Raw genomic sequence first — 13,905 nt, forward strand, 5'->3', positions numbered from 1 at the left:
GCCCGCCGGGGCTACCGCAACCAGCCTCGTGGTGACGGGACTGGTCAACGGTACGGCCTACCGCTTCCAGGTTCAGGCAATCAACGGCGCGGGAACCGGGCCGTTCTCGGCACTATCCACCGCAGTAACCCCGAGCGTCGTCCCTGGGGTTCCGACAAATGTCGTCGGAGTCCGCGGAAACGCACAGGTGACACTGTCCTGGACCGCCCCAGCACCAAATGGTGGAACGGCCATCACCGGATACAGCGTGCAGGTACTCTCTGGCACGACGGTGGTCCGCACGGTGGCCTTCACCGGAACCGCAACGACCGGCCGGACTGTCACGGGACTGACCAACGGCACGGCGTACACCTTTCGGGTCCAGGCGGTCAACGCCATTGGCGCGGGAGCCCTGTCCACGGCTTCGGCCGCGGTGACACCCCTGGGCCCTCCGGGGGCGCCCACTATCCTGGCTCCCACACAGGGAGCGTTAGGCGGAACGTTGACCGCGAATGCCAACTGGAGCGCACCGGCTTCAACTGGTGGATCCCCTATCACCGGGTACCGGGTCAGGGCTTTGCTGATGTCGGCTGATGGTGTCACCCCAACGGGTACACCTGTCATCGCAACAGTTGGGGCAACGATCCGCACCCACGCGTTTACGCTTCCCGCCGGTAGCTACCGGTTTGAAGTTGCCGCGTTCAATGTGATTGGGCAAGGCGCCTTCTCGGCCCGGTCTGGACTGGTTCAGCCCCGGTAGTCACTGGTCACAACTAAGGGAGGGAGCGGCCGTCTGGTCGCTCCCTCCCTTAGTTGGCCGTCTGCCAGTTGGCTGTCTGTGTTTCTACCGCAGTGACCGGCTGTCCAGTACGGGACAAAGGCCGCACGAGGTAGCGTTCAGCCTTTGCTGGCGGCCCCCTCGTCGGCCGAGTCCTCGTCGTCGCGCTCGTCGAGTTCTTCCTCAAGCTCTTCTTTACGGAACTCGGTCTCCGGGTTGGGCTGGCCGTTCTCGACGTATTCCTCGTCGAGCTGACGGTGGACTTTGCTGTTCAGCACTTCCACTTCTCCGTCCGCCAATGGGTCGAGATCCTCTGGAAACGGATCTTCGGGCGCTAGGCGGGTCTTGTCATTCATAGCCCATACCCTACTGCATCGGCCCCTTCAGCCTCACCTGATTCGTCAGCGAGCGGCGGGGCGATGCAGCCGTTTCAGCACGCCTTTGGGAACGAACGGGGAGATGTCTCCGCCCAGGGCGGCCACCTCTTTGAGCAGGGTGGATGAGAGGTGGGTGTAGCTGTTTTCGGCCGGAATGAAAACGGTCTCGACGCCGGTGAGCTGACGGTTCATGGTGGCCATCGGCAACTCATAGTCAAAATCCTGACTGGAGCGCAGGCCCTTGACGATGAGGTTGGCGCCATGGGACCGGCAAAAGTCGGCGAGCAATCCTTCACTCATTGGCAGTACCGACACTCCGCGGAGATACCTCAGCGTTTCGCGGGCACTGTCGAGGCGTTCTTCAAGGTCGAATCGGTATTTTTTGGCTGGGTTGGTTGACACCGCAACGATCACCTCGTCGAAAAGGCTTGCGGCTCGGGCAATGACCTCAACATGACCGTTGTGAATCGGGTCAAAGGATCCGGGGCAGACTGCGCGACGCATGGTTCGAATCTACAGTGAACTGCGGTTTGGCACACCCGGTCCAAACGACGCGTCGCCAAAACCGTAATACTTGGGTGCATGAGTTCAACTACTTCTTCGCTGGCGACCGGCACCGCCTCAATCCCCACGCCGTGGCAACGGACGGCGTCGGGCGCCAACCTGTTGGCGTCCGACGGGCGGCTGGGTGTGACCATTTTCGAGGAAATCACCATGTTGGCGATGCGGCATGGCGCCATCAACCTGGGTCAGGGCTTCCCTGACGAGGACGGCCCCGCCGAGATTCTCGATGCTGCTCGCGCAGCCATTGCCGCCGGCGCCAACCAGTATGCGCCGGGGCAGGGTCTGCCGGTGCTGAGGGAGGCGATCGCTGCCCACCAGGAACGGTTTTACGGGCTGACCCCCGATCCTGAGACGGAGACGATTGTGAGTACCGGCGCCACCGAGGGCATTGCGTCGGCGCTGTTGGCGCTGGCCGGACCGGGTGATGAGGTGCTCACCTTTGAGCCGTTCTATGACTCCTATGGTGCGATGATCGGTCTGAGCGGTGCCGCCCACACGACGGTTGCGTTGTCGGCCCCCGATTTTCAGCCCGATCTTGACGCTTTGGAGCGGGCTGTCACCCCGAACACCAGGATTATCCTGCTCAACAACCCTCACAACCCGACGGGGACGGTCTTCACGCGGGCGGTGCTGCAGAAGATTGTCGATCTGGCGGTGATCCATGATGCGGTGATCGTGACCGACGAGGTGTATGAGCACCTGACCTTTGGCGTCGCGCATGTGCCGATCGCAACGTTGCCGGGCGCCGCCGACCGGACCCTCACCATCTCGTCCGCCGGCAAAACGTTCTCGGTCACCGGCTGGAAAATCGGGTGGATTACCGGGCCGAGGGAACTTATTTCGGCGGTTCGGACGGTGAAAACCTTCCTCACCTATAGCTCCGGTACTCCGTTTCAGAGTGCTGTGGCGCATGGGCTGGGTCTTGGTGATGAGTTTTACGCGTCGACCGCCGCTACTCTGCAGCGGAAGCGGGACATTCTGAGCACAGGGCTGAAGGCTGCGGGTTTTGACGTCTTTACGCCGCAGGGCACCTACTTTGTGAATGTTGATACTGCACCGCTGGGGATCTCCGATGCCACCGCCCTGGCGAGACGTTTGCCTGAACTGCTGGGAGTTGCTGCCATCCCGGTGGCAGTGTTTTGTCATCCCGACGGCGCTGCCCGCACCAGCTCGTTGTTGAGGTTTGCGTTCTGCAAGAAATTCGAGGTGCTCGAAGAAGCGGCCGAGCGTTTGGCCACGCTGCGGTCGCGGCTATGAACGGCGGCGGTATGAGCGGCGGCTTGATGAAGGGAGTCGAGGTCGGCCCGGATGAGGACGGCTGGGTCCCAACCCTGCACCTTGCCGGCAGTGGCCAACTCGCCGAAATCGACGAGGATGCGTTTACCGAGGGCGCTTTCATTCTCAGTATTGGTGGTGCCCAACAATCGCATGTGGATCTGGGAAATCCGGGCAACGTTTTTTATGAGTATTTGCGGCGTATCGCGAATGTGCTGGATATTTTCGAACCCGCTGGCGAGCCAATCCGGGTGCTTCACCTGGGTGCCGGAGCGTTGACCCTGGCGCGGTATGTGCAGGCGAAGCGGCCTGGCTCGGAACAGGTAGCGGTAGAACTGGAACGCAAGCTGCTGGACTTTGTGCTGGAGCATCTGCCGCTGCCGGAGGGCACCAGATGTTCGGCCGTGATCGACGACGCCCGCGCCGCCCTCGACCGGTTCGAGCCGTCCTCCTTCGGCGCAGTGGTGCTCGACGTCTTTGCGGGCGCCGATGCTCCGGCTCATCTCACCGACGAAGGTTTTTACCGGGAGTTGATGGCACTCGTGGCACCCGGTGGCGTCGTGCTGGTCAATGTGGGCGACGATCCGCCGTTGACCTTTGCCCGCGCGCAGGCTCGGTTATTGCGGGGGGCAGCCGACGACGTCGCGCTGCTGGCCGACGCGGGAATGGTCAACGGGCAGATGGCGGGGAACGTTGTGCTGGTAGGCACTGCTGGTTCCTGGCCATCCGAGTGGATCCCTGCTTTAGTGGCTGCGGGTCCGCATCCGGGTGTGGTGGTGACCGGACCCGACCTGGAGTCGTTTTGTGGGGCAAGGCAGTAGCTACCCTTTCCGGGGCTAATCTCACCTCAATACGGCACCAATAAATGCGCTAATTTATTGTGCGCTATCAAATGACCTTTAGCCGGTGCCTTTTCTTCGAGACAGCAGTACCGTTGATTTCAACCACAACGGCTACTGGCTATCACTGGAGGAATTATGACCACCGAGGTTGCGACAGTCTCAGATTGCAGTGTAAATTCCTGCTCCTTCAATCATGATGGCTGCAACGCCTATGCCATCACCGTCGGAGGTAGCCAAGATCATGCCTCCTGCGCGACCTTCATCGATACCTCAGCTACGGGCGGCCTGCCGGTGGTGCTGGCCCATGTCGGCGCCTGCCAGCGGATTGAGTGCGTCTTCAACGACCACCTGATGTGCGGCAAGGCTGACGTGAAGATCGGGATCGGCGCTGACGCCGCCGACTGTCTGTCGTATCAGCGCCAATAACTGACGCTGACTGGCTTCTGGCGAGCCAGTTGGTCCGCGTCCGACGACCGCTGAACCTGTGACTATCTGGACGATGGACCAGCCGCTGGTGTGAGTGATTCGCTCGCACCTTGGAACCATCAATCATGGCGGTAGTTCTTCGGATCCGTCGCCGGTCGGCGTCCAGATCGGGTATTAGCTGCCAGAGAAAACGTTGACCTCCACTGAGGTGGGAATGTTCTGCACTCCAGTCTGGTCCCCGCAGGCGACGATACTCATCATGACGATGAAAGCGATAACCCCGAATTTGACCGGCCTGATCGAGCTTATGCATTCAGGCTTTTGCGCTGTCGCAAAAGTTGGCAGACCGGAAAGTATGCCGGACTCGATATTGAGACGTTTCCGCACCTCGTTGCTCACCAATATTCCCCGAATTGTGCCGTCGATTTGTGCAGGTTGTCGACGGCGCATTGACTCATGGAAGCCGTCCGAGAACAGCTCAGTGGCCCTTGACGCAGCAGGCTGCGACAACGTCTGCATCGACCGTCGTTCCGCTCGCATCAGTCCTTAGCGCCCGTGTTCTGCGACACGTATTTGTGTGCGCGAAGCGTGGCGGGGATTCACCCCGGATGAGAACTCTCTCATAAGCGCCTCACGAACGTCTCATAGGCGACTGACTAGATGGAGACCCTGCAACAGTTACATCACCGCAGAGAAAGATTGGTCGCCGTCATGGAGAAGCATTCGCCTCAGCAGTCAGTGAGAGAAAAATCCGGAGAGGAGATGTCCGCGGCACTGTCCGCGCAGGAGCAGTCCGTCAAAGAGCTGTCCCCGAAAGAGCTGTCTTCCAAGGAACTCCGGGTTGTGTTGTACTCGCACGACTCCCAGGGTCTCGGGCATACCCGACGAAATCTGGCGCTGGCGCACTCTCTCACGGCGAACCTTCCGGAACTGACCGGCCGTACGGTGACCGGGCTGCTGGTAACCGGCGAATCCCAGGCCACCCGGTTTGATAGCCCCGATGACTGGGATTGGGTGGTGCTTCCCGGCATTTCTAAAGGCAGCGGCGGTTACACCCCCCGCAACCTGGCAATTAAACAGTCCAAACTCATCCGGCTTCGGTCGCAGATCATGGATGCTGTGCTGTCGGAGTTTCGGCCCCATTTGGTGGTGGTGGATCGCCACGCATTCGGCGTCGATAAGGAACTCATTCGGGCCCTCTCTGAGCTGAAGAAGGCCCGGCCCGACTGCAAAGTGGTGTTGGGTCTGCGCGAAATCCTGGACACCCCCAAGGTGGCACGGCGGGAGTGGAAGGCCCTCGGCGACCTGAATCGTCTGCGCGACTACTTCGATGAACTGTGGGTGTACGGAGACCCAGCAATTCATGATCCGGTGAAGTCCGGCGAAATTCCCGGCAAGTTGGCGTCAATGGTGCGCTATACCGGGTATCTGGCGGCGGGCAGACAGTCGCGACGTCGTACCAGCACAACTGGGAAACCCTATGTATTGACGATGGCCGGTGGCGGATCCGATGGTCGGGCCGTTCTGCTGACCGCAGCCAAGGCGACAGTCCCCTACGGCTACGAGCACCTGATTGTCACCGGACCCCAGATGCCCAAGCAGGATCGAGTGCTGATCGAGCGGTCGGCAGCACCGGGCACCCGCGTTGTTTCGATGGTGCGGGACGGTCTGGCGGAGATGAGGGAGGCCGCGGCGATTGTGTCGATGGGCGGTTACAACTCGGTGTGCGAAATCATGAGCACCAACACCCCAGCACTGGTGGTCCCCCGGGTCAGTCCTCGCAGTGAACAGCTGATTCGTGCCGAGTCGTTGGCCCGGCATGAGCTGACCGATATGTGCCATCCCGATGAGTTCTCTCCCGAGGTGCTGACTGACTGGTTTAACGCAGTGGTGGGGACCCCGTCGCAACGCGTCGACGTCGACCTCAACGGGCTCCAGACGGTTGGTGGCTACGCGGCCGAGCTGCTTGGCTTCACCGTTCCGGCGTCAGATACCGACCTTCTCGACGATTGGCAGACCCGTGCAGCCGTCTAACTCCAATCGCACCGGATACATCCTGAAAATCTATCCCCGGTTTTCCGAGACCTTCATCGTCACCGAGATTCTGGCTCGCGAAGCCGCCGGCGATGAACTGGAAATCTTTTCGCTCAGGCCGCCAATCGATCCGCGGTTTCACCCCGAGCTAGCCCGGGTGCAAGCCCCGGTCACGTATATTTCCAAGCCGGCCAAGCTAGCCGAAGGTTGGGCCATCCTGGCCGCGGCAGACGGTGTGATCCCCGACTTCGGCGAACGGTTTGCCCAGCTGCTCCCCGACCTCGCCGGACTGGATGCGGGTGAGGTCCACCAAGGGGTGGAACTTGCCACGAGGCTTTGCCAGCGAGGCATCACCCACGTGCACGCCCATTTCGGGTCGCTTGCGGCGCGCACCGCGAAAATTGCGTCGGACCTGACCGGGATTCCGTTCTCTTTTACCGCCCACGCCAAGGACATCTTCCACGAGGACGTGGACCTGGACGTGTTACGCACCTTGATTGGCGCGGCGCACCACGTGGTGACAGTCAGCGACTTCAACCTGGCCTTCCTTGAGCGACTTTTTCCTGAGCAGCTGGGTCGAACTCGTCTGGTCTACAACGGGCTCGAACTGGACCGTTTTCCCTTTGTTGCCCCAGCAGTTCCCGGACCGGTGTTACGGGTTGCCGCCGTCGGCCGGCTGGTGGAGAAGAAGGGCTTCAGTCTGCTGATCGATGCTGTGGCGGAACTGGTGCGCCGCGGAGTAGCACTCCAAGTCCGGATTGCCGGTGGCGGCGAACTCCACGACGAATTGGCTCAGCAGATTGCTGAACACGATCTGGGGTCGACCATCACGCTGCTGGGTCCGCGGACTCAGGCCGAAGTGGTGGCGCTATTGCGGTGGGCTGACGTCTTCACGGCGCCGTGTGTGGTGGGCCAGGATGGCAACGCCGATGGTCTGCCGACTGTGCTGCTTGAGGCGATGGCGATGGGAGTGCCGTGCATTGCCAGCGATGTAACGGGGATTCCTGAGGTGATCAGCACTACCGGCGGTGTGTCTGGTTCAAGAGTAGGGCCGGGTGATGGGTCGCAGACCGGAATCCTGGTGCGCAGCGGCGTACTCACTGAGTTGGTTGACGCTCTGGTGACCGTTGCGTCGTCGACCTTTGATCGTCAGGCTGTTGCCCGCTCGGCACGCCACGTGATCGAGCAGTCCTTCGATTGCCACCGTCAGGCGGCGAGACTGCAGGAACTTCAGACGGGCGCCTCGGGTGCCCGCGTTCTGGAGGCGGCGGTGGCTCTCTCATGATGCGTCTTGCCTATCTATGCCTTGATCCGGGGGTGCCGGTGTTTGGATCCAAAGGTGCTTCGGTCCATGTGCAGGAGATCATTCGTAGCTGGCGTGCCCGCGGCGCCGAGGTGACCATCTACTGCACCAGGCCGGGAACGGATATTCCGGCCGATCTTGCCGATGTCCCTGTGGTGGTCCACAGCATCCCCAAAGGCAGCGGCGTTGAGCGTGAACTCGCCCAGGCTGCTGCTGCGAAGATGCTTGCCGAACGGGTCGTCTCCGACGGCGCCACAGCGGTCTACGAACGCTATTCGCTGTTCAGCGACGCTCTGGCACGCATCACGACGGCGCTGGACATTCCCGGCTTTCTTGAGGTCAATGCGCCCCTGATCGACGAGCAGCGGATCCACCGATCGCTGGTTGACGAGGGTGCTGCACTTGATGCGCTGAACCGTCAGGTGGCTGCGGCCGCACGGACGGTCTGCGTGTCGGAGCCGGTGGCCAGTTGGGTGCGGGGACGGGTGTCCGCCGAGCATCATCCGAAGGTGGCCGTGGTGCCCAACGGCGTCAACGTCAACCGGATTCAGCCGACCCCCGAGACATCCGGCATCCCGGTGGTCGTGTTTGTGGGGACGCTGAAGCCGTGGCACGGCGTAGAGACCCTGATCGAGGCGAAGGCTGCCGCAGCGACCGACTGGGCGTTGAAGATTGTCGGCGACGGGCCGGAAGGTCCGAGGCTTCGCGCACTTGCTGCAACCCATGGGGCAGCCGTTGAGTTCACCGGCGCCATCACTCCCGAGCTCATTCCAGCAGCACTGGCTGGCTGTGCCGTCGCTACGGCTCCCTATCCAGCCATGGACGATGCCAACGATCAGTACTTCTCGCCGCTGAAGATCTACGAATATTGTGCCGCAGGGTTGCCGGTGGTGGCGTCGCGGGTGGGGCAGGTGCCGTCGATCATTGACGACGGCGTGACCGGACTCCTGGTGGATCCGTCCAGTCCCGCTGCACTCGCGAAGGCGATCGACGATCTGACCGGAGCTCCGCTCGCCCGGGCCGCAATGTCGGATGCCGCCCGTAGCATGGCCACCGATCATCACAGCTGGGACAGCGTGTTGGATCGCATCACCGAAGGGGTCCTGTTATGACCATCTCCAAGACTCCGCTGACCCGGGAATCAGTGACCCCTCCGGCTCAGGAAAACGTCGGTACGCCGGGCGTCGTCAGGGTCCCCCAACCGACCAGCGCGCCGACGATTGGCCCAAAGCGGGAGCGAAGCCCGCTGCGCCGGACTCTCCATATCGCCAAACCGCATCTGCGTCAGCATCGGATGCTGATGAGTGGCGGAGTGGTGGCGCTGCTCTTTGAGGTGATTTTCCGGGTACTCGAGCCGTGGCCGGTGAAGTTTGTGGTGGATGCCATTTCCCGGAGTCTGGGTGCCGACCTTGCGGGCACGGGCCCGCTGGCCACCGAGGGGTTGCTGCTGGCGTGCGGCGCGGGCCTCCTGGTGATCATTGGGATGCGCGCCCTGTGCAACTATTTTGCGACGGTGGCTTTTGCGCTTGCGGGGTCGCGGGTGGCCACTGAGTTGCGGGGACGCGTTTTTGAGCATGTGCAGTCCCTGTCAACCAGGTATCACTCGTCGTCGCGGACCGGTGACACCGTTCAGCGGCTGGTGGGCGATGTCGGCCGGCTGCAGGAGGTGGCCGTGAGTGCTGGGCTGCCGTTGATCGCCAATTGCATCACGTTGGTGGTCATGGGTGGCGTGATGTTTTGGTTGGATCCGCTGCTTGCACTGGTGGTGGTGATTGCGTGTGCCAGCTTTCTGCTGTTGTCGAGGCTGAGTACCGGGAAGATCACTGTTGCAGCCCGCAAAACGCGTAAGGGCGAGGGTTCGCTGGCCAACACCGCCCAGGAAAGTCTTGGCGCCATTCGGGTGGTGCAGACCTATGGGCTGGAGAAAACCCTGTCGGACCGGTTTGGGAGCAGCAACCAGAAGACCCTGAAAGACGGGGTGCAGTCCCGCCGGTTGGCTGCCGCATTGGAACGTCGAACAGATGTCATTGTCGGTGTCGCTACCGCCGTCGTGCTGGCTGGCGGCGGGTGGCGGGTGGTGCAGGGAGCGATGACTCCCGGCGATCTGGTCCTGTTTCTGATGTATCTGAAGACCTCGATGAAACCGTTGCGCGATCTTGCCAAGTACACGGGGCGGATTGCCCGGGCGACGGCGTCGGGCGAGCGGGTGGCTGATCTGCTCGACGAGCGGGTGGACATCGTTGATGCACCGGATGCCGTGTCGCTCGGGAAGGCTTGGGGCGATATCGAGTTCCGCAACATGACGGCGGCATACGGCGATGGACCGCCGGTGCTGACGAACCTCAATCTGGCGTTGGTGGGAGGACGCAAAACCGCGATAGTTGGTCCGTCCGGCTCCGGTAAGTCGACGCTGGTGTCGTTGATGGTGAGGATGATGGACCCGGTGTCGGGTTCGGCGCATGTCGATGGCCGTGATCTGCGGGGTGTGACGCTTAAATCGTTGAGGTCGAATATCAGTCTGGTGCTGCAGGATGCGGTGCTGTTCACCGGCACCATTCGCGAGAACATCCGCTACGGCAGGGCTGACGCCTCCGATGAAGACGTGGAACGCGCCGCCCAGTTGGCTAATGCACACACCTTCATTTCGGGGTTTGCTGATGGCTACGACACGCTGGTCGGCGAACGCGGGGGTACGTTGTCTGGTGGGCAGCGTCAACGGATCACCATTGCGAGGGCGTTGCTTCGTGATTCGCCGGTGGTGATCCTTGACGAGGTGACAACGGGGCTGGATCAGGAATCGCGGTCTGAGGTGTTGGCGGGTCTTGCCACGCTCACCGAGGGTCGCACCACCATCACGATCACCCATGAGGCGTCGGTGGCTCTGACGCATGATCGGGTGGTCTGGTTGCAGGACGGCAGGGTGTTGTTGGACGGTTCTCCGTCTGAGCTGATGAAGCATGACATATTTGCTACCTGGGTGCGGCAGCAGCAGGCAGCCGATGAGGCGCATCTAGCGGAGAAGGCTGCCGGAGGTGCGGCGTGAGGCCTGTGACAGTCGATCCGGTGTCCACTGTGGATCCCGCGCTTCCGGGTCTTGTTGAGTTTTTCGGCAGCGATCGGTTGAGCGATCTGCTGGGTCGTCCGGCACACGTCGATCGGTTGAGGCATAAGCCGGGCACGTCGGCAGTCGCGCGGCTTCGGGAGGACGACGGCGGCATCCGCTGGCTGGCTACCTATAGTCCGGCTGCAGCGGTGAAGGTTGAGAAGGCGGTCGATCGGGCCAGCGCCAATGGTCTGAAAATTGAACGGATTGCGGTGCCCGACCATCCGGACCACAATCTGGTGTCTGGGCCGATCGAGGTGGACCACCGTCTGTATAAGCCGCTCACACCGTTTCGTGAGGCTGGAATGGGTCGGATGTTCACTGACCGGGTGGTGACGGTACTCAACTACAACCCCCAGCGCAGGGTGGTATTTGAACTTCACGACGGCGGTGAACGATTGGTATGCAAGGTGGGGACTTCCAAGCCTCACGCCGATGGACAACTGTTGGCGAAGCTGGCGGCCAACGCAGTGCCTGTGCTGGAAGCACGCAAGCCGGCGGGATTGCCGGGGTCGCGTTACGTGCAGTACTTGCCCTGGTTCGGTTCTGGTGATCTCAGCACTGTGGAGTCGGGGTCCGCCGAAGCAGCATCGTATGCTGCGGGAGCGGCGCTGGCTCTGCTCCACGCCCAGCCTCCGGCGTCTGGTACTCACCGGTGGCGTGCGCCGGCCGGTTCGTTGCTGAAGCTGGTCGAGGAGAATTCGCTGCTGTATCCAAAGCTTTCGGGTCGTCTTGAGCGGTTACGTGCGGGTTTGGAGCCGTTGTTGCGTCGTCCGGGACGAGCAGCTCTGATCCATGGCGATTTCTCGGCCGACCAGGTGTTGGTGGAAGGCAGCGATATTCGTTTGACCGACCTTGAACGGTGTACCTACGGAGCTGGTTCATCGGATCTGGGCAGCTTTGCTGCGGTGGAAATTTTGCACAGTGGTCCGTTGGCGACAGGCACCGATGTGCTGTCTCTCCCCCGTACAGCGGCGATGCTCGATGGATACAGTGCGGGTCCGTCTGGTGCCACCAATTCTGAAGTGTTGGCGTGGACCATTTTTCATCTTCTCAGTCGTCTGAGCGATCCTTTTCGGTCCTGCTCCCCCACCTGGCGGCAGGACATGGCTGAGCGGCTTGACCTGATGGAGGACATCCTGTGGTGACATCCATTCCGGAGACTGTGACTGACAAGGCCGGTCGGCAACTGACCATTCACAGGGCGTGGCCGCGGGACGGCGGTCGGCTCATCTTTGAGGCGTCTGACCCTGATGGCGGGCAAATCCGTGCCGGAGCGGTAGAAGCTGACGGCAGGGTTCGGTTGTCTGCGTTTGCTGAAGATCCGGTGCTGTCCGGCCTCCCCAACGCGGCGGCTCAGGGGCAGTTGTTGGTTCACCGGTACAAGCGTCGTGCCGTGGTGCGTGATGCTGTGGGCTATACCAAGCTTTTGGCGCCGGGCAAGGCCGAAGCGGTGGCTGCCTCTCATCGGTTGATGAGTTCGTTGGCGCGGACGTCGGGCATCGTCATTCCCGAGGTCGTGGTTCACCATCCGGAAAGTGTCACTTTGTCCGCTGTGCCCGGGATCAGTTTTCATGAAATGGGCCAAGCCGGTTCCCAGGTCGATACTCAGGCCGATTCGGTAGCCGATCGGGTCGCGGAGGAGAACTGGGCCACGGCGTGGGAGCAGTGGTCAACGCGGTGGCCCTTGTTGGCGGCGTCGCAGAAGGCGGGAGTAGTCGGTGCGACCGAGTTGCCCGCTCATGGGACGCGGGATGAGTGTCGTACCGTATCGCGGTGGGTGACCTATGCGCAGGAGTTCAGGGTATTGCCCGTGGCGGCAGATCGGCTACAGCGGGCGTCGACTCAGGTGACTCGTTTGTTGATTTCAGGAGCACCGCAGGCAACAGTGCTATCTCACCGGGATCTCCACGATAAGCAACTGTTGTTCAATCCCGATTCGCGCTCGGTGGGGCTGATCGACTGCGACACGATTGCGGCCGCCGAGCCTGCGCTTGATCTGGCGAACCTGTTGGTTCATATTGATCTTCGGGGAGCGCAGGGTGTCTACTCCCCTGCTGCAGCGCACACTGCTGAGCAGTCGATCTGGGCAACTGCGTCAGCTATGGACGTGTCCGAAGTGCGTATCAACGCCTATGCAGCGTCGACCAGACTTCGGCTGGCGTGTCTGTACGCGTTCCGGCCGGCCTACAGAACTCTTGCCCACCGCTGGTTTGAGCGGCTTGAACACGATCTTGCGGAGTCCTCCGCGGCTTAGGTGGTGCACACCCTAAAGTGCTGCTGCCGACGGCTCTGCGAACCACAGTTTGGTTTCGCCGTACTTCTTTTCGGCAAACCGTTCCAACCCGGGTGGCCATTCAGGTTCCTGCGATCGTGATGACCGTTCGAGGACAACAACTGCGCCTTCGGCCAAGTGCGGAACCAGTGTTTCGAGGAGGCCAGTCAATGTTTCGTTCTCCACCGAGTAGGGAGGGTCCATCAGAACCAGATCCCAGTAATCATCGGGGACCGCGCGATCCAGGTAGGTCTCAACCTTGAGGTGATGCACTCGAACGGTTTGGTGGTTGAGCGTCTTGTTCACCAGATCGGCGTTGGTACGACTGACGGCTGCAGCTTTGTCACCCGATTCCACCAGATCAACGATCTTCGCCCCTCGGCTGGCGCTTTCGACACCGAGTGATCCGGAACCGGCATAGAGGTCGAGGACTTTGGCGTCAGCAATTACTTCGTAGGCGTCCAACCGTGAGAAGAGTGCCTCCTTGACGCGGTCGGTGGTGGGTCGTGTTGCGGTACCTGGAACGCTGAATAACGGGATGCCTCCAGCGGCTCCGGCAATGATTCGACTCATGATTCAACTGTATCGACTCTCGGAGGGCCGTCGGTGCGTCTCAAAGCTGCTGAGGAGCCGTGCGTCTCGAAGCTCAGGAGGGGCGGGGACGTCTGAGGCGGCGACACGAGCCGACACGTCCTGGAGTGAAGGAGGCGAGGGGGCTGAGGATTCTCAGTTGAGGTGAGCTCGATGTCTCTCTGGCGTCAGAGCTTTGGGGGGTGGATCCCGCGTATCCCGGGTATCCCACGACCCCGCGTACCCCGCGTACCCCGCGAGGATTTTAGTGGTCGCGGTGGTAGTGGTTTTGGCGGGGTTTTCGGGCCGGGTCGATGTATGGGGGTGGGATGAACCACGGGACCCGGTCTTTGACCTCGATCGCCCATTCGTTCTGGTG

The 13,905-nt window shown here is 61.6% G+C and carries 13 protein-coding genes; 10 read left to right on the plus strand and 3 right to left on the minus strand.

Annotated elements, in window-relative coordinates; translation table 11 throughout:
• Nucleotides 1–739, plus strand: a 739-nt coding sequence (locus tag ACX80O_RS16170) for a fibronectin type III domain-containing protein (protein ID WP_459334091.1), incomplete at its 5' end; no start/stop codon positions are given.
• Nucleotides 740–876: 137 nt separating this feature from the next.
• On the opposite strand, the gene ACX80O_RS16175 is transcribed toward ACX80O_RS16170, so the two are convergent.
• Entirely contained in the window at nucleotides 877–1,113 is a 237-nt protein-coding gene (locus ACX80O_RS16175) for a hypothetical protein (protein WP_459309188.1), read from the minus strand.
• A 45-nt stretch (nucleotides 1,114–1,158) separates the two neighbouring features.
• Nucleotides 1,159–1,638: a pantetheine-phosphate adenylyltransferase gene (coaD, locus tag ACX80O_RS16180; protein WP_459309186.1), complete on the minus strand. Its 480-nt coding sequence runs from the start codon at nucleotides 1,636–1,638 to the stop codon at nucleotides 1,159–1,161.
• Nucleotides 1,639–1,716: 78 nt separating this feature from the next.
• Between coaD and ACX80O_RS16185 the strand changes: the two genes are divergently transcribed.
• The 9 genes from ACX80O_RS16185 (at nucleotide 1,717) to ACX80O_RS16225 (ending at nucleotide 12,938) form a co-directional block, all read left to right on the plus strand.
• Nucleotides 1,717–2,955 (plus strand): aminotransferase class I/II-fold pyridoxal phosphate-dependent enzyme, encoded by a 1,239-nt coding sequence (locus ACX80O_RS16185; RefSeq protein ID WP_459334092.1) that lies wholly within the window; start codon nucleotides 1,717–1,719, stop codon nucleotides 2,953–2,955.
• Nucleotides 2,956–2,966: 11 nt separating this feature from the next.
• Nucleotides 2,967–3,794 (plus strand): spermidine synthase, encoded by an 828-nt coding sequence (locus ACX80O_RS16190; protein ID WP_459334093.1) that lies wholly within the window; start codon nucleotides 2,967–2,969, stop codon nucleotides 3,792–3,794.
• A gap of 156 nt (nucleotides 3,795–3,950) precedes the next feature.
• Nucleotides 3,951–4,241: a DUF1540 domain-containing protein gene (locus tag ACX80O_RS16195; RefSeq protein ID WP_459309183.1), complete on the plus strand. Its 291-nt coding sequence runs from the start codon at nucleotides 3,951–3,953 to the stop codon at nucleotides 4,239–4,241.
• Between the two features lie 762 nt (nucleotides 4,242–5,003).
• On the plus strand, nucleotides 5,004–6,275 hold the full coding sequence (locus ACX80O_RS16200) for a glycosyltransferase family protein (RefSeq protein ID WP_459334094.1): 1,272 nt from the start codon (nucleotides 5,004–5,006) through the stop codon (nucleotides 6,273–6,275).
• Entirely contained in the window at nucleotides 6,262–7,560 is a 1,299-nt protein-coding gene (locus ACX80O_RS16205) for a glycosyltransferase family 4 protein (protein ID WP_459334095.1), read from the plus strand. Before ACX80O_RS16200 ends, ACX80O_RS16205 begins: the two co-directional genes overlap by 14 nt.
• A complete protein-coding gene (locus ACX80O_RS16210) occupies nucleotides 7,557–8,690 on the plus strand; it encodes a glycosyltransferase family 4 protein (RefSeq protein WP_459309177.1) in 1,134 nt (377 codons plus the stop codon). Before ACX80O_RS16205 ends, ACX80O_RS16210 begins: the two co-directional genes overlap by 4 nt.
• Entirely contained in the window at nucleotides 8,687–10,621 is a 1,935-nt protein-coding gene (locus ACX80O_RS16215; protein ID WP_459334096.1) for an ABC transporter ATP-binding protein, read from the plus strand. Before ACX80O_RS16210 ends, ACX80O_RS16215 begins: the two co-directional genes overlap by 4 nt.
• Nucleotides 10,618–11,829 (plus strand): phosphotransferase, encoded by a 1,212-nt coding sequence (locus tag ACX80O_RS16220; protein ID WP_459334097.1) that lies wholly within the window; start codon nucleotides 10,618–10,620, stop codon nucleotides 11,827–11,829. Before ACX80O_RS16215 ends, ACX80O_RS16220 begins: the two co-directional genes overlap by 4 nt.
• The gene (locus ACX80O_RS16225) at nucleotides 11,823–12,938 is read left to right on the plus strand and encodes a phosphotransferase (protein ID WP_459334098.1); all 1,116 of its coding nucleotides are present in this window, start codon (nucleotides 11,823–11,825) and stop codon (nucleotides 12,936–12,938) included. The genes ACX80O_RS16220 and ACX80O_RS16225 overlap by 7 nt, the downstream gene beginning before the upstream one ends.
• Before the next feature lie 12 nt (nucleotides 12,939–12,950).
• On the opposite strand, the gene rsmD is transcribed toward ACX80O_RS16225, so the two are convergent.
• Nucleotides 12,951–13,529: a 16S rRNA (guanine(966)-N(2))-methyltransferase RsmD gene (gene rsmD, locus ACX80O_RS16230; protein ID WP_459334099.1), complete on the minus strand. Its 579-nt coding sequence runs from the start codon at nucleotides 13,527–13,529 to the stop codon at nucleotides 12,951–12,953.
• Nucleotides 13,530–13,905: the final 376 nt, after the last annotated feature.

This window comes from Arthrobacter glycogeni (genome assembly GCF_054511155.1).